This window comes from Streptomyces sp. NPDC037054 (genome assembly GCF_055606745.1).
Map to the genome: position 1 here is coordinate 438966 of NZ_JBVJSJ010000003.1, position 15585 is coordinate 454550.

The window sequence follows — 15585 nt, forward strand, 5'->3', positions numbered from 1 at the left end:
CCACCCGGCCCCGCCCGGCGTACGTGACCGTCCGCGTCACGTACGCCGGGCTTCGGCACGTCCGGCGGACGGGACCGGGACGTCAGGCGGCGGCCACCCGCCTGCGGCAGATGCACCGGCAGTACCCCACCGCCACCGGCAGCGCGCCCCCGCCCGGACGCCGCGCAGCTGCCCCGGTGACTGCCTCTCGGGGCCGCCCCGCGTCCCTAGCGTGGGAGCACACCAGCCACCCGTCCCTCCCGACCCCTTCGCCTGGAGGCCACGCGATGCCCTCGACCGACCCTGCCGCGTCCGCCGTCCTGGACGGCGGCCCGGCGCCCCACCCGGCGCCCCGCGTCCTGGACCGGATCGCCGGGCAGGACGCCGAGCGGATCGCCCTCGTGCACGGCGAACGCCGTCTGACCTACGGCCAGTTGGCGCTGGCGGTCGCGTTCCGTGCCGACGAGCTGATCGCGCGGGGCGCGGGTCCGGGCCGCCTGGTGGCCGTCAGCCGGCCGCGCGGCATCGACGCCGTCGTGGGCCTGCTCGCGGCCCTGCGCACGGGAGCCGCCTACCTGCCGCTGGACCCCGCCGCCCCCGCCGCCCGGACCGCCGCCGTCCTCGCCGACTGCACGGGCACCGGCCTCGCGTCCGTCGACGGCGAGGAGGTACTGCCCGGCCCCGGAGTGGACCCGGAGGCCGCGTACGTCATCTACACGTCGGGCTCCACCGGCACTCCGAACGGCGTGGTCGTCGGGCAGGACGCCCTCGCCCGCTTCACCGCCGCGGCCACCGCCGTGTACGGCGTCACCGCCGACGACGTCGTGCTCCAGTTCGCCCCGCTGCACTTCGACGCGAGCGTCGAGGAGGTGTTCCTGACGCTGTGCGCGGGCGCCACGCTCGTCCTGCGCGACGACGACATGCTCGACGTGCCGGGACTGCTGGCCGGCTGCACCGCCCACGGCATCACCGTGCTCGACCTGCCCACCGCGTACTGGCACGAGCTGGCGCACGCGCTGTCCACCGGAGTCGCCGGACTGCCGCCCACGCTGCGGACCGTGATCATCGGCGGTGAGGCCGCGCTGCCCGAGCGCGTGGCCCAGTGGTGCGCGGCCGTCGACCCGGACCGGGTGCGGCTGCTGAACACCTACGGGCCCACCGAGGCGACCGTCGTCGCCACCGTCGCCGACCTGTCCCGGCACGCGGGCGGCCCGGTTCCGATCGGAACCCCCCTGCCCGGCGTACGGGCCGCCGTCGTGGACGGCGAGCTGTGGCTGCTGGGCGGCGCGCTCGCCCTCGGCTACCTGGGCCGGCCGGACCTGACGGAACGCCGCTTCACCCGGCTCGGTGGCGAACGCGCCTACCGCACCGGCGACGTGGTGCGCGTCCGGGAGGACGGGCAGCTCGGCTTCGTGGGCCGCGCCGACGACGAGGTGAAGATCAACGGCCACCGGGTCGACCCGGCGTCCGTGGAGTCGGTGCTCTCCGGCCACCCCGCCGTGCGCGAGGCGGCCGTGGTCGCCGTGGACGCCCCGGGCGGCGGCAAGCAGCTGACCGCCTTCGTCGTGGGGGAGTGCGCCGCGGACGCCCTGCGGGAGCACACCGCGCGTTCCCTGCCCGCCGCCGCCGTGCCCGGGACGTTCACCGTCGTGGACGCGCTGCCCCGCACCTCGTCCGGCAAGATCGACCGCAAGGCGCTCAGGGCCCGCGCCGCACGGCAGGTCCCACCCGCCCCGGCCGCCGCGCCGGACCCCGCGTACGACGTGTTCGCCGGGGAAGCACCGGCCGCCGAGGACCGCGTTCCGCTGTCCTACGCGCAGCGCCGACTGTGGTTCCTCGCCGCGCTGGAGGGGCCGTCCACCACCTACCACCTGCCGGTGGTGCTGGAGTTGGACGAGGAGCCCGATCCGGCGGCGCTGGAGGCGGCCCTCGGCGACCTGGTGGAGCGGCACGAGGTGCTGCGGACCGTGTACCCGGCCGTCGACGGGGAGCCGTACCAGCACGTCCTCGACGCGCCGCCGGTCCCCCTGTCCGTGCGGACCTGCGCCGCCCGGGACGTCTCGGCCGAGGTGGCCCGCTTCACCTCCGCCACCTTCGATCTCGCGTCCCAACTCCCGCTGCGCGCCGCCCTGTTCCTCGCCGGCCCGGACGCGGACGGCGACCGGCGGGCGACGCTCGTCCTGCTCACCCACCACATCGCCACCGACGGCTGGTCCGTCGGCCCCCTGCTGCACGACCTCGGCACCGCCTACGCCGCCCGCCGCACGAGCAGGGCGCCCGACTGGCAGCAACTCCCCGTGCAGTACGCCGACTACACCCTGTGGCAGCGGGACCTGCTCGCCGACCCGGAGGCGTACCTGGCGCACTGGCGGGCCGCGCTCGACGGCATGCCCACCGTGCTCGACCTGCCAGCCGACCGTCCCCGCCCGGCCGAGCCCACCGGCACCGGCGCCACCCTCACCGCCCGCCTCGCCCCCGGCACACTGCGGCGGCTGACCGACCTGGGCGAGGAGCACGGGGCGAGCCTGCTGATGGTGCTCCAGCCGGCCCTCGCGCTGGCCCTGGCCGCGGCGGGTGCGGGGGAGGACATCGCCATCGGCACCCCGGTCGCGGGCCGGGGCGACGAGGCCCTGGACGGCCTCGTCGGCTTCTTCGTCAACACCCTGGTGCTGCGCACCGACGTGTCGGGACCGGCGTCCTACGCCGAACTCGTCGACCGCACCCGTGACGCGGACCTCGCCGCCTACGCCCACCAGGACCTGCCCTTCGACCTGCTGGTGGAACACCTCGCACCGGAGCGCGGCCTCGCCGTGAACCCGTTCTTCCAGGTGATGCTCACCGCCGAGACCGACGACGGCTCCGCCGGCGGCGTCGGCGGTCCCCTGGCCGGACGGTTCGCCGAACCCGGCCTGGAGGCCGCCAAGTTCGACCTCAGCGCCTCCTGCGTGGCCCTGCCCGACGGCGGGCTGAAGGTGTGGTGGCAGTACGCCGCCGACCTGTTCGAACCCGAGACCGCCCGGCTGCTGCTGGACCTGTTCGTGCGGGCCCTGGAACGGGCCGCCGCCGACCCGCACGCCCCCGCCGCCGGACACCGGCTCACCACCCCCGCCGAACAGGCCCGCATCACCGCCCTGCGCGCCGGACTCGAACGCGCGCGACGACAGGAGGAGACCGCCCGCTCCCGCGCCGTGACCGCCGGGCGGCCCGAGGCCGAGGAGGCGCTGCGCGCCCTGTTCGCCGAGGTCATCGGCCGCGGCGAGGTCGGCCCGGACGACAACTTCTTCACGGTCGGCGGGCATTCGATGCACGGCGTCCGCCTGGTGAACCGCATCCGCGCCACCTGGGGCGTCCAGGCCCGCATCCGGGACCTGTTCCTCGCCCCCACCCCCCGGCAGCTGGCGGCACGCCTGGCCGACCAGGACCCGCCGGCCGGGCGCCCCGGACCCGTGCCCGTTCCGAGTCACCTGCGGCCCGAACGCGTGCCGTTGTCGTACGCGCAGCGCCGCCTGTGGTTCGTGGACCAGATGGAGGGCCCGAGCCGCTCGTACACCATCCCCTTCGCCCTGCGCCTGGACCGGCCCCTGGACGCGGACGTGCTCACCGAGGCGCTGGCCGACGTGACCGACCGGCACGAGGTCCTGCGCACCGTCTACCCGGCGGTCGACGGCGAGCCGCACCAGCTCGTGCTGACCGGCGACGCCGCCCGCCCCCGGCTGGACCTCGTGACCTGCCCGGCCGGGGACGCCCCGGCCGCCGTGGACGCCGCCGCCGGTCATGTCTTCGACCTGGCCGCCGAGTTGCCGCTGCGCGCGACCCTCATCACCGAGGAGGGCGCCGGCCAGATCCTCGTCCTCCAGGTCCACCACATCGCCGCCGACGGCTGGTCCACCGGGCCACTGCTCGCGGATCTCGCCGCCGCCTACGAGGCACGCGAGGCCGGGCGGGCCCCTGACCGCGAACCGCTGCCGGTCCAGTACGCGGACTACACCCTGTGGGAACGCCGCGCCCTCGACGCGCCGGCCGCCGACGAGCACATCGCCTTCTGGCGCGACACCCTCGCGGGCGCCCCCGAGGCGCTCACCCCCACCGTGGCCAAGGTCCGGCCGGCTCAGGCGTCGGGCCGCGGCGCGTACGTGCCCCTGCGCCTGGACGCCGACGTGCACGCCCGCCTGGAGCGGCTCGCCCTCGACCACGGCGCCACCCTCTTCATGGTCGTCCAGGCCGCACTCGCGTCGCTGCTCACCCGGCACGGGGCGGGCACCGACCTGCCGCTCGGCACGGTCGTCGCCGGCCGCGACGACGAAGTCCTCGACGACCTGGTCGGGTTCTTCGTCAACACCCTCGTGCTGCGCTGCGACACCTCCGGCGACCCGACGTTCGCCGAGCTGCTGGACCGGGTGCGCGCCACGGACCTGGCGGCCTTCGCCCACCAGGAACTGCCCTTCGACCTGGTGGTGGAACGCCTCAACCCACGCCGCTCCGCCGACCGCCACCCGCTTGTGCAGACCATCGTCCAGGTGGAACCGGCCGACCCCGCGACGGCGGCGCGCACCGCCCTGTCCGGCACCCCCCTGGGCAGCGACTCTGGGTTCACCAAGTTCGACCTGACGGTGTCCCTCAAGGAGACCCGGACCGCGGACGGCACCGCCGCCGGGCTCGCCGGGGTGCTGGAGTACGCCACGGACCTGTACGACGCCGCCACCGCCGAGATGCTCACCGCCCACCTGGAGCGGACCCTGCGGGCGGTCGCCGAGGACCCGGCGCGGCGCCTGGCCGACATCGAACTGCTCACGCCCGAGGAGGCGTTCCGGCTGCTGACCGAGTACAACGACACGGCCGTCCCCCGCGCCGCCTGCGGCCTGCCCCACGAGAGGTTCGCCGCCCAGGCCCGCCGCACCCCCGACCGGACCGCCCTCCGCCACGGCGACGAACAGGTCACCTACGCCGAGCTGGACGCCCGCGCCAACGCCCTCGCGCACACCCTGCTCGCCGCCGGCGTCGGCCCGGACGCGGCCGTCGGCGTGCTGATGGACCGCACCCCGCTGCTGGTGGTGGCCGCGCTCGCCGTGCTCAAGTGCGGGGCGGCGTACGTGCCGATGGACCCGAGACTGCCGCAGGCGCGGGTGCGGACGATGACGCAGGACACCGGCGCGACGGTGCTGCTCACCCAGGAGGCGCACCTCGCCTCGCCGTCGGTCACCGCCGAGACGGCCGCCGGGGTACGAATGCTGGCGGTGGACGCGCCCGGCACGGTGGACGACGCCCGCACGGACGCCCCGGACGTGACCGTGGGCGAGGACGCCCTGGCATACATCATGTTCACCTCCGGCTCCACCGGCCGGCCCAAGGGCGTCGGCGTCACCCACCGCAACATCGTGGAACTGGCCACCGACCGCTGCTGGAACCGCGCGCACCACCGCCGCATACTCGTGCACTCCGCGATCGGCTTCGACGCCTCCACCTACGAACTGTGGGTGCCGCTGCTGTGCGGCGGGGAACTGGTGTTCTGCCCGGGGGACGGCACCGACCTGGCCGAGATCGACCGGACCGTCCGCACCTACGGAGTGACGGCCGCCTACTTCACCATGGGCCTGTTCCACATCCTCGCCGACGAAGGGCTCGACACCCTCAAGCTGCTCGACGAGGTGTGGACCGGAGGCGACGTCGCGTCCCCCGAGGCGCTCCAACGCGTGCTGACGCACTGCCCGGACACCGTCCTCGTGCACAGCTACGGCCCGACCGAGACCACGTTCGCCTCCCACTACCAGCGCTTCACCGTCAACCAGCGCACCCTGCACGGCGTACACCTCGGCGTGCCCCTCGACAACACCCGCGTCCACGTCCTGGACGAGCGGCTGCGGCCCGTGCCGCTGGGCGTGGCGGGCGAGATGTACATCGCCGGAACCCAGGTGGCGCGCGGCTACATCGGCCGGCCGGGGCTCACCGCCGAGCGGTTCGTGCCCGACCCGTTCGGCGCCGACGGCGGGCGGATGTACCGCACCGGCGACCTCGTGCAGTGGACCCCCGACGGGGAACTGCGCTTCCTCGGCCGGGCCGACGGCCAGATCAAACTGCGCGGCTTCCGCATCGAACCCGGCGAGATCGAGGCGACCCTCGCCCGCCACCCGGCCGTCGGACAGGCGGCCGTCGTGGTCCACGACGACGGCCCGGGCGGCAAACGGCTCGTCGCCTACGCCGTGCCGCGCGCCGGCCACCACCTGACCGGCCCCGACCTGCTGCGGTGGGCGGCGGACGAACTGCCCGAGCACATGGTGCCCTCGGCGGCCGTGCTCCTCGACGCCATCCCGCTCACCGTCAACGGCAAACCCGACCGCGGTGCCCTGCCCGCCCCCGCACCGGCCGAACGCACCGACGGCCGCGCCCCGCGCACTCCGCGCGAGGAACTCCTGTGCGGCCTCTTCTCCGAGGTGCTCCGCGTCGACGGCGTCGGCATCGACGACAACTTCTTCACCCTGGGCGGCCATTCACTGCTCGGCGTGCGCCTCGTCAGCCGGATGCGGGCGGTCCTCGGCCTCGACCTCGGCGTCCGGGACCTGTTCCGCACCCCGACGGTCGCGGGCCTGCTCGCCGACGAACCGAGCGGCTTCGACCCGATGGGCGTCCTGCTGCCGTTCCGCACCACGGGCGGCCGGCCCCCGCTGTTCTGCCTCCACCCGGGCACCGGCGTCGGCTGGTCGTACGCCGGCCTCGCCCGGCACCTCGGCCCCGACCAGCCGCTCTACGCCGTCCAGGCGCGGGCCCTGAGCGAACTGGGCCACTCCTCGCAGTCCGTGGAGGACATGGTCGAGGACTACCTGCCGCTGATACGCGAGGTCCAGCCGCACGGCCCCTACCGCTTCCTCGGCTGGTCCTTCGGCGGCATCCTCGCCCACGCCCTCGCCGCCCGCCTGGCCGACCTGGGGGAGCGCACCGACCTGCTGGCCATGATGGACGTGCACCTCCTGCCGACCGAGCCGCGGCGGCGCGCCATGACCCCGGCGCAGAAGCGCGACATGCTCGTCGGCGACGCCTGCGACGAACCCGAGGACGCCCCCTTCGACGTGGCCGCCCTCATCGGCCTCGTCCGGCACACCGACCCGGTGCTCGGCGCCTTCTCCGACGACGAGATCCGCTCGGTGATCGGCGCCGCCGTCAACCACGCCGAAATCATGCCCCTGTATTCCCCCCGCCCCGTGAAAACGGACCTCGTGTTCCTCGGTGCGCTGGAGGAAGGAGAAACGGAGAACACCCTGGCGCAGAACTGGATGCCCTATATCGACGGCACCGTCGCGAATCATCTGATCGGGGTTCCCCACACCAGAATGGGAGAACCCGAACCGCTCGCCCTGATCGGCCGTATCCTTTCCGAGAAACTGAGGAGCCTGTCATGACCAACCCCTTCGACGACGCCGACGGCACCTTCCGCGTGGTGGTCAACGCGGAGGGCCAGCACGCCCTGTGGCCCGTCTTCGCCGACGTTCCCGCAGGCTGGGACAGCGTGTGGGGACCCGGCACACGGGCCGACGCCCTCGACCACGTGGCGGCGAACTGGACCGACATCCGCCCCCGCAGCCTTGTCGCGCAGTATTCCTGAAACACCCCCGCGAAAGCATTCGCACCGCCGGCCGCACCCCGTGACCACCACGGGGTGCGGCCCTTTTTCCTGAGTGTCCCGCCCTTTTCATCTGCCGTCGGACTGCCGCCGTAACTTCCCCTCGGGAATCCTTCCCGAACCTATATTTCTGACCATGCGACGACGGAATGTGCAGACCCTGCTGAGCGGTACGGCCTCGGATTCCCACACGTGGAACCTGGCCTACCTCCAGCTGTTCCTGGAGGAACTGGGACACCAGGTGCGCAACCTCGGTCCCTGCGTCACCGACGAGCTGCTGACCGCCGCCTGCGCGGCCGAGCGGCCCGACCTGGTCGTCATCAGCAGCGTCAACGGGCACGGGTACCGCGACGGGCTGAACGCCGTGCGCGCCCTGCGCGCGGCCGGCCTGCACACCCCCGTCGTCATCGGCGGCAAGCTGGGCGTCGCCGGCCTGGCCGACCCCGAGCGGCGCCACCGGCTGCTGGAGGCCGGGTGCGCGGCCGTCTTCGACGACGGCGACACCGCCGCCCTGCGCCACTGGCTGTCCGAGGCCTTCGACCGACGGGCCGCCGCGTGAACACGGCAGCCGCGCCCGCCGCCGCGGGCCCGGCCCCGCCACCCGCACCGGCCGACGTCACGTCGTTCGGGCAGTTCGTCGCCGCCGCGGCCCGCACCGGCCGGCTCGTGGTCCAGCCCCGCATGGGCTTCAGCGACCCGCGCGCCATGGGAGCCGGCCTGGAACGGACCCGCTCCGCCGCCGCCACCACCGTCGGCACCCTCACCATCGACAGCTACACCCGCGTCGGCGACCTCGCCGGGGCACGGGCCGCGCTCGCCGAGGGCCTCCCGCTCAACGGCTACCCGATCGCCACCCACCCGGTGGACGTCACCCGCGACCTGCTCCACGCAGGCCTCGCCTTCCCCGTCCAAGTACGGCACGGCTCCTCCCGGCCCGAGCCGATCATCCGCGCCCTGACCGCCGCCGGCCTCGACGCCACCGAGGGCGGCCCCGTCTCCTACTGCCTGCCCTACGGCCGCACACCGCTCGACGAGTCCGTGGCCAACTGGGCCCGAGGCTGCGAACTGCTGGCCGACCTGGTACCCGCGCCCCGCGTCCCGCACCTGGAGAGCTTCGGCGGCTGCATGCTCGGCCAGCTCTGCCCCCCGGGCCTGCTGGTCGCGCTCAGCCTGCTGGAGGGGCTGTTCTTCGTCCGGCACGGCATCCGCAGCGTCTCCCTCAGCTACGCCCAGCAGACCGACGCCACCCAGGACGCCGAAGCCGTCCGGGCGCTGCGCCGGCTGGCCGACGAGTTCCTGCCCGCCGGCGTCGACCGGCACGTGGTGCTCTACACCTACATGGGCGTCTTCCCCCGCACCCGGCACGGCGCCACCCGTCTCCTCCAGGACTCGGCGCGGCTCGCCGTACGGGCCGGGGCGCAGCGGCTGATCGTGAAGACGGCCGCCGAGGCGCACCGCATCCCCACCGTCGAGGAGAACGTCCGCGCGCTGGAGACGGCGGCGGCAGCGGCGCGGCTCGCCGCCCACGAACCGCCGTGTCCCGACGGCGCCGACAGCGAGGTCTACCGCGAGGCCCGGACCTTCCTGGAAGCCGTGCTGGAACTCTCCGACGACCCGGGCCGCGCCCTGCGCACCGCGTTCGCGCGCGGCGTGCTGGACGTGCCGTACTGCCTGCACCCGGACAACGCGGGCCGCAGCCGCAGCTTCCTCGGCCCCGACGGACGCCTCCACTGGTCCGCCGTCGGGCGCATGCCCGTGGCACCGCACGCGGCACCCGGCGCCCGCGCCCCCATGACCTCCGCCGCTCTGCTGCGCGCCCTGGACGCGGTCGCCGACCGCTACGACGGGCCGCCCGGCCCCGTCCCGCTCCCCGCGCACGCCCGTCCCGCCCCTTCCCCCACCGGACAAGGAGACGACATGGACCTCACCACCCCTCCCGCGCTCGGCGCACACCTGGCCTCACCGACCCTGCGGTCCGCGATGCTCGTGCAGCAGGAAGCCCTGTACGCGGCAAGGGAGTTCCTGCGCGGCGAAGGCTTCGTCGAGCTGCTGCCCCCGCTCGTCGGCCCGGTCACCGACCCCGGCGGCCGGGGCGCCAAGGCCCTCGACGTCGACTACTACGGGCAGCCGTACAAGCTGATGACCAGCGCCATCCTGTACAAGCAGGCCTCCCTGAAAGGCTTCCCGCGACTGTTCTACATCGCGCCGAACGTCCGCGTGGAACCCCCCGAGACCGCCGGCACCGGCCGCCACCTCGTCGAGTTCCACCAGATCGACGTGGAACTGGCGCACGGCACCCGCGAGGACGTGCAGGAGATCGCCGCGGGCCTGCTCACCCACGTGGTGGAGCACGTCTGGACGGCCGTGCCCGACGTGCTGCGCGAACTGGGCCGCGACGAGCTGGACTTCGCGGAGCTGCGGTCCGGCAAGTTCGACGTCCGCACCCACGAGGAGGCCGTCGCCCGGCTGCTGGCGAGCGGCCACCCGCAGAGCCCCGACGCGGAGATCGACTGGGCCGGCGAACGCCTGCTGTCCCTGGAGGCCGACCGCCCCTTCTTCGTCAACGACTACCCCAAGGGATCGCGCGGCTTCTACGACCGCGAGGACCCCGAGAACCCGGGCGTCCTGCGGAACTTCGACCTCCTCGCCCACGGCGGCTACGGCGAACTGGTCAGCGGCAGCGAACGCGAGTCCCACTACGCGACGCTCGTGACACGCATGCGAGAGAGCGGCGAGAACCCGGCCAAGTACGCCTGGTACCTGGACCTGGCCCGCGAAGGCCTCAGCCCCAGCGCCGGCTTCGGCATGGGCCTGCAGCGCCTGGTCCGCTTCCTCACCGGCCTCGACGCCCTCTGGCAGGTCAGCGCCTACCCGAAGCTGCCGGGGGTGATCGCGCCGTGACCGGACTGCACGCGCACGGATTCCCGGAGGAGCAGGTACGCGCCCGGGCCCGCACCGGCACGGCGACGGTCTTCCCGGCGCCCCAGGCGTACGGCACCGAACTCTTCGGAGCCACGCACCACGCCCCGGACCCCCATGACGCCCCTGGCCCCGGGCTCGCCCCCGACGACCTGGACCTGCTGCGGATCGTCCCGCCGGTCTTCATGCCCCGCCGCCTGGAACAGCTCATCGAGCTCGGCCGCGAGCCCTCCCACGACGACGTCGACCTGACCGGCAGCACCGGCGGCTTCACCACCCGACTGCCCTTGTACCTCTCCGCGTTCGGCTCCACCCGGGCCGGCAGCGGCGACCTCGGCCCGGCCTCCGCCCGTCAGGCGGCCCGGCTCGGCATCCCGATGGTGATCGGCGAGAACATGGTGCCGGTGCACGGCTACCGGCGCGGCCCGGACGCCGACACGGCACGCTCGGCCCTCCTGGAACGGATCGCCGCCTACGCGGACGCCGTGCCCGACGGCGTCGGCGGAGTCGTCGTACAGCAGTCCACCGAGGACGCCGACTCCGAGGTGTGGAACCTCCTCTACAGCGACCCCGGCACCCGCGCCCTGCGCGACTCCGGCCGGCTCGGCTTCGAACTCAAGGTCGGCCAGGGCGCCAAACCCGGTCTCGGCGGCATGACCGTCGTCGACACCGCCGAAGCCGCCCGCCTCGCTGGGCAGTTCGGCGTGCACGACGTGCTCGGCGATCCGGAACGGCGGCTGCGCTGCGCCACCCCGGGCACGTTCACAGAGGAGATCGTCCGCCAGCAACTGCGCTTCATGCGGAACAACTTCCCCCTCGCCCGCACCTGGGTGAAGTTCCACCCCGGCCGCGACATCGACCGGGCCGCCGCCACCGCCTGGGCGGCCGGGGCCGACGCCGTCACCGTGGACGGCGCGGAGGGCGGCACCGGCTGGGCACCGCGCGTCTTCCTCGACCACGTCGGACTGCCGCTCGGCGAATGCCTGCGCCGCATCGGCCCGCCCGCCGGCGACCTGCTGGTCACCGGCCGCGTCTGGGAGGGCGGCCGCACGATGCGGGCCCTCGCCCGCGGCGCCACGGCGGTCGGCCTGGGCCGCGCGGCCCTGCTCGCCGTGGACGAGGACCCCGAGGAGGGCCTGATCCGTCTCGTCGACGCGCTCGTCCTCGAACTTCGGCTGCTGACCAGCGCGGTGGGCAAGTACCGCACCGCCGACCTGGACCGCGCCGACCTGTGGGACCCGGCGCAGGCCCCCGCCCCGCACCCCGCGGAGCCGCCGTCCACGACCCGCGCCGGGGACCGGCGGTGACCGGCCACGACGCGACCGCGTGGGACGGCACGCCCGAGCCGGCGCGCGCGTCCGAGCCGGACCGTTCACCCGGAGGCCGGCCCCGAAGCCGGCGTCGCGCTCGCACGCGCCGCGCCCCGGCGCGAGCCGCCCGTGCGGTGCGCCGGCCGCGAAGCGGGCCGGCCCGTCGTCACCGGAGGCGGTGGCCGACAAGCCGGCGCGGCGCCGGACGGAGCCTGGTGCGGGCCCGGTTCAGGCTGGCCGGCCCCGACGGACTGCCGGGAGTGGTCGTCGACTCCGCCCCCGGCCCCGGACAGCTCGGCGCGGTGGTCACCCGGGCCCTGGCCGAAGCGGGCCTCGGCCACCTCGGCGGCCACCTCCGCCTGCGCACCTACGGACGGCCGCCCGCCACCGCCGACACGGCACGAGCCGTGCGCAGGGCGGTACACCGAGCCCTGAGCGAGGCCTGACGCCCGCCCCCTTCCTCCCCTCTGTTCCCCCTCCCTCCTTCCTCCTCCTTCGCTTCAGTCACTCCCACAGAACGGGTACGTCCATGGACACCACCGCGCACCCCCCGGTCCCCTGGGGACGGATCTCCTCCCTGGTCGGGGGCCAGGCCGCCGTCCAGTTCGGCAGCTTCGCCCTGCTCATCGCCATGAACTGGACCGCCGTCGAACTCGGCGGCACCGGCGCGGTCACCCTGCTGACGCTCGCCGCCACCGTGCCCCGCGCGCTGATGCTCATCTTCGGCGGCGCGGTCGCCGACACCCTGGGCCCGCGCTTCGTCCTGCTGCGCACCACCACCGCGCGCGTGGTGCTGCTGGCCGTCGGCACCGTGATCACCGCCACCACCCAGACCCTGTGGCCCCTGGTCGCCATCGCCCTGGTCGAGGGCATACTGCTGGGCCTGGCCGGCCCCGCCTCCGGCGTGCTGCTGCCGATGCTCGCCCGCGGCGACCAGTTGAGCCGCGCCAACTCCCTGTACGCGATGGTCCTTCGGGTGGCCCCGATCCTCGGTGCGCCCACCGGGGCGTTCCTGATCGCGGCGGGGGACCTGTGGGTCGCGATGGCCGCCGGCGCCGTGACCGGGCTGATCTGGCTCGGCTGCCTGCTGCACGTCACGCACGGCTTCGCCCGCCCCAAGCCGGAGCCCGGCGTCTCCCTCGTCCGCCGCTCGGGCGACGGTTTCCGGCTGCTGGCCGGGCACCCGCGACTGCGCTGGATGTTCATCGCCGCCCTCTCCCTGGACATGGCGTTCAGCTGGCCCGCCGAGGTCGCCCTGCCGCTGCTGGTCTCCGAACGCGGCTGGGGCGTGGGCACGGTCGGCGTGGTGCTGGCAGCCTTCAGCGCCGGCGCCCTCGGCTCCAGCGCGCTCGGCGCGATCCTCGCGCACCGCATCCCGATGTACGTGCGCCTGGTCGTCACCGGCGCCGGGCTGGCCGCAGGCATCCTGCTCATGGCGCTGATGCCGTCCACGCTCACGCTGACCGCGGTCGCCGCCGCCGTAGGACTGCTGTCCGGGCTCAACGGACCCGCCATCGTCACCCTCTACCAGGAGGCCGCGCCGGAGGAACGGATGGGCGCCGCCATGTCGACGCTGGCGCTGGCGGGCATCGGTACGGCGCCGATCTCCATCGCGGTGTTCAGCTCCCTGTCCCTCGCCCTGGGTGTGCAGACCACGTGGCTGCTGTGCGGGACGATCGCTTTCGTCTCGCCCCTGGCCGCGGTCCTCGCGCTGCGCCACCCGGCGAAGGTGGAGGAGCCGACGGCGACGGCCGAAGAGACCCGCGCGACCGGGCAGTCGACACCGCAGGACGCGCAAACGCCCGTGTCGGCCGCCAAGCCGCCGGTGCCGGCCGCCTGAAGGAGGGCCATGACCACCCTGACCATTCCCCGACTGCTGCTCCCGCGCCGGCTGACCGGCCCGGGCCCCGGCCCGGGACCCGATGCCGGCGGCGACCCGGCAGCCGTACCCGCCCACGGACCGGAGGTGTGGCTGGTGGACACCACCACCTACCGGTCGCATGCCCACCGGCAGGCGCCCAGCACCCTGGACGCCCAGGAACTGGCGCGGGCGGCGGAGTTCGTCCGCTCGGCCGACCGCGACTCCTACGTCTGCGCGCACGTGGCCCTACGACGCCTGCTCGGCGCCTACCTGGACATCGCCCCGGGCGACGTGACGGTCGAACGGGCACCGTGCCTGCACTGCGACGAACCGCACGGCAGGCCCGTACTGCCGGACGGGATGCTGCACTTCTCCCTCTCGCACTGCACGGACCTGAGCCTGCTGGCCTTCGCCACCGCGCCGGTCGGCGTGGACGTGGAGGAACTGGTGTCGCCGGCGACCGTGCTGGAGGCGTCGGACGTGCTGCATCCCCGGGAGGCGGCGGAACTGGCGAGGCTCCCCGCGGCGGAGCGGCCCGCCGCCTTCACCCGGGTGTGGACCCGCAAGGAGGCCTATCTGAAGGGACTGGGCGTCGGCCTCTCCGCGGACCCGTCGGCGGACTACGTCGGCTCCGGCCACGACCCGGCCTTCGTCCCCGGCTGGCTCCTCACGGACGTGACGGTCCCCGACGGCCACTGCGCCGCGGTGGCACTGCGCACGCCGTGAAACCCCGAGGACACGGCACACCCAGGACGGCTGCGACCCCACGACCCCGGGAAAGCAGCCGTCCTCGAAATCCGCGATCAACCACGGTCGTTCAGGTCATCCGGGTCAGCCAGGTCGCCCGGGTCGTCCCGGTCGTCCAAGCGGTCGAGACCCTCCCGCCCGAGCACGGCTCGGATCTGACGAAGCCACTCCGCGGCCGGCCGACGCCCGTCGGGCAGTTGGTCGCCCCTACCTCGGGCGCCCGCATCTCTGCCGGACCCCTCTCCGTTGAGCGCTGCCGCAGACTCCAGGCCCGACCTAGCCGAGCTCCAGGTCCGCGTGCAGCACATGGTGGTCCGACACCCCGGTCGGATGCACCTGATGCTTCAGCGGGACGACGCCCCGCAGGAAGACGTAGTCGAACTTGCTCTGCCAGTCCGTGGTCACCTTGCAGGCGCCGGTGGACGAGGGGTGGCACTCGGGGTCGGCGTCCGTGGCCAGCGCCCACATCCCGGCGAGTTCGGGGGCGTACGGCACGGCGTTGAAGTCGCCGATGACGATCGCCCGGTCGTGCTGGGCGACTTCCTCGGCGAGTACGCGGGTCTGGTCCGCGCGGATCTCCTCCTGGCGCCGTTGGGCGAGGTGCGTGTTGAAGACGCGGACGGACTCGCCGTCCACCTCCGTGGTGACGGCCAGGTAGCCGCGGTCCTCGGAGCCGCCGTCGGGGTATTCCACCAGCACCGGGTCGGTCATCGGCGCTGCCGAGAGGATCGCCTGGCCGTAGCCGCCCGGACTCCACGGCGCGCCCCCGCAGCGGCCCCAGCTCTTCAGGACCGATCCGTACTCGACGTGGTAGACGAGGCCGTGCAGGGCCTCCAGGTAGTCCCGGATCTGCTTGACGTCGGGCGCGCACGCCTCCTGGAGGCCGACGACCTGGGGCGCGAACGCGGCGATCTCCGCTGCCCGGTCGACGTTGCTCTCCTCGCAGGGATTGCAGAGGTTCCACGTCATGACGCGGTTCGCGACCGTGTCCCGGACGACATCGACGCGCGACGACCCGGCGGACTGCGCCCCGCCCGGTGCGCTGGGCCCGACCAGGACGATCCAGGTCACGACCACGGCACCCGTGAGCAACCACGTGCCCTTCTTGAGCACCTTCGCCTCCTGAAAACGCGCGCACATGCCGTCCGACGACTCCC

Annotated in this window: 9 protein-coding genes; 8 read left to right on the forward strand and 1 reads right to left on the reverse strand. The window is 74.3% G+C overall.

The window, feature by feature from the left end; translation table 11 throughout:
* Positions 1-266 precede the first annotated feature (266 nt).
* The 8 genes from ACZ7D7_RS10345 to ACZ7D7_RS10380 all read left to right on the forward strand — a co-directional run bounded on the left by ACZ7D7_RS10345 (position 267) and on the right by ACZ7D7_RS10380 (position 14407).
* Positions 267-7370 carry an amino acid adenylation domain-containing protein gene (locus ACZ7D7_RS10345; RefSeq protein WP_470823578.1) on the forward strand — a complete coding sequence of 2368 codons (7104 nt, stop codon included), beginning with the start codon at positions 267-269 and terminating at the stop codon, positions 7368-7370.
* Positions 7367-7573 carry an MbtH family protein gene (locus ACZ7D7_RS10350; RefSeq protein ID WP_470823579.1) on the forward strand — a complete coding sequence of 69 codons (207 nt, stop codon included), beginning with the start codon at positions 7367-7369 and terminating at the stop codon, positions 7571-7573. The genes ACZ7D7_RS10345 and ACZ7D7_RS10350 overlap by 4 nt, the downstream gene beginning before the upstream one ends.
* Positions 7574-7727: 154 nt before the next feature.
* Positions 7728-8150 (forward strand): cobalamin B12-binding domain-containing protein, encoded by a 423-nt coding sequence (locus tag ACZ7D7_RS10355; RefSeq protein WP_470823580.1) that lies wholly within the window; start codon positions 7728-7730, stop codon positions 8148-8150.
* Positions 8147-10492, forward strand: a complete 2346-nt coding sequence (locus ACZ7D7_RS10360) for an amino acid--tRNA ligase-related protein (protein WP_470823582.1) — start codon at positions 8147-8149, stop codon at positions 10490-10492. Before ACZ7D7_RS10355 ends, ACZ7D7_RS10360 begins: the two co-directional genes overlap by 4 nt.
* Positions 10489-11817, forward strand: a complete 1329-nt coding sequence (locus tag ACZ7D7_RS10365; protein WP_470823583.1) for a glutamate synthase-related protein — start codon at positions 10489-10491, stop codon at positions 11815-11817. The genes ACZ7D7_RS10360 and ACZ7D7_RS10365 overlap by 4 nt, the downstream gene beginning before the upstream one ends.
* Before the next feature lie 218 nt (positions 11818-12035).
* Positions 12036-12266, forward strand: coding sequence for a hypothetical protein (locus tag ACZ7D7_RS10370; protein WP_470823584.1), 231 nt, complete (start codon positions 12036-12038; stop codon positions 12264-12266).
* An 83-nt stretch (positions 12267-12349) separates the two neighbouring features.
* Positions 12350-13660: an MFS transporter gene (locus tag ACZ7D7_RS10375; RefSeq protein ID WP_470823585.1), complete on the forward strand. Its 1311-nt coding sequence runs from the start codon at positions 12350-12352 to the stop codon at positions 13658-13660.
* A 9-nt stretch (positions 13661-13669) separates the two neighbouring features.
* On the forward strand, positions 13670-14407 hold the full coding sequence (locus ACZ7D7_RS10380; protein ID WP_470823586.1) for a 4'-phosphopantetheinyl transferase family protein: 738 nt from the start codon (positions 13670-13672) through the stop codon (positions 14405-14407).
* Between the two features lie 297 nt (positions 14408-14704).
* On the opposite strand, the gene ACZ7D7_RS10385 is transcribed toward ACZ7D7_RS10380, so the two are convergent.
* A complete protein-coding gene (locus tag ACZ7D7_RS10385) occupies positions 14705-15568 on the reverse strand; it encodes an endonuclease/exonuclease/phosphatase family protein (RefSeq protein WP_470823587.1) in 864 nt (287 codons plus the stop codon).
* Positions 15569-15585: the final 17 nt, after the last annotated feature.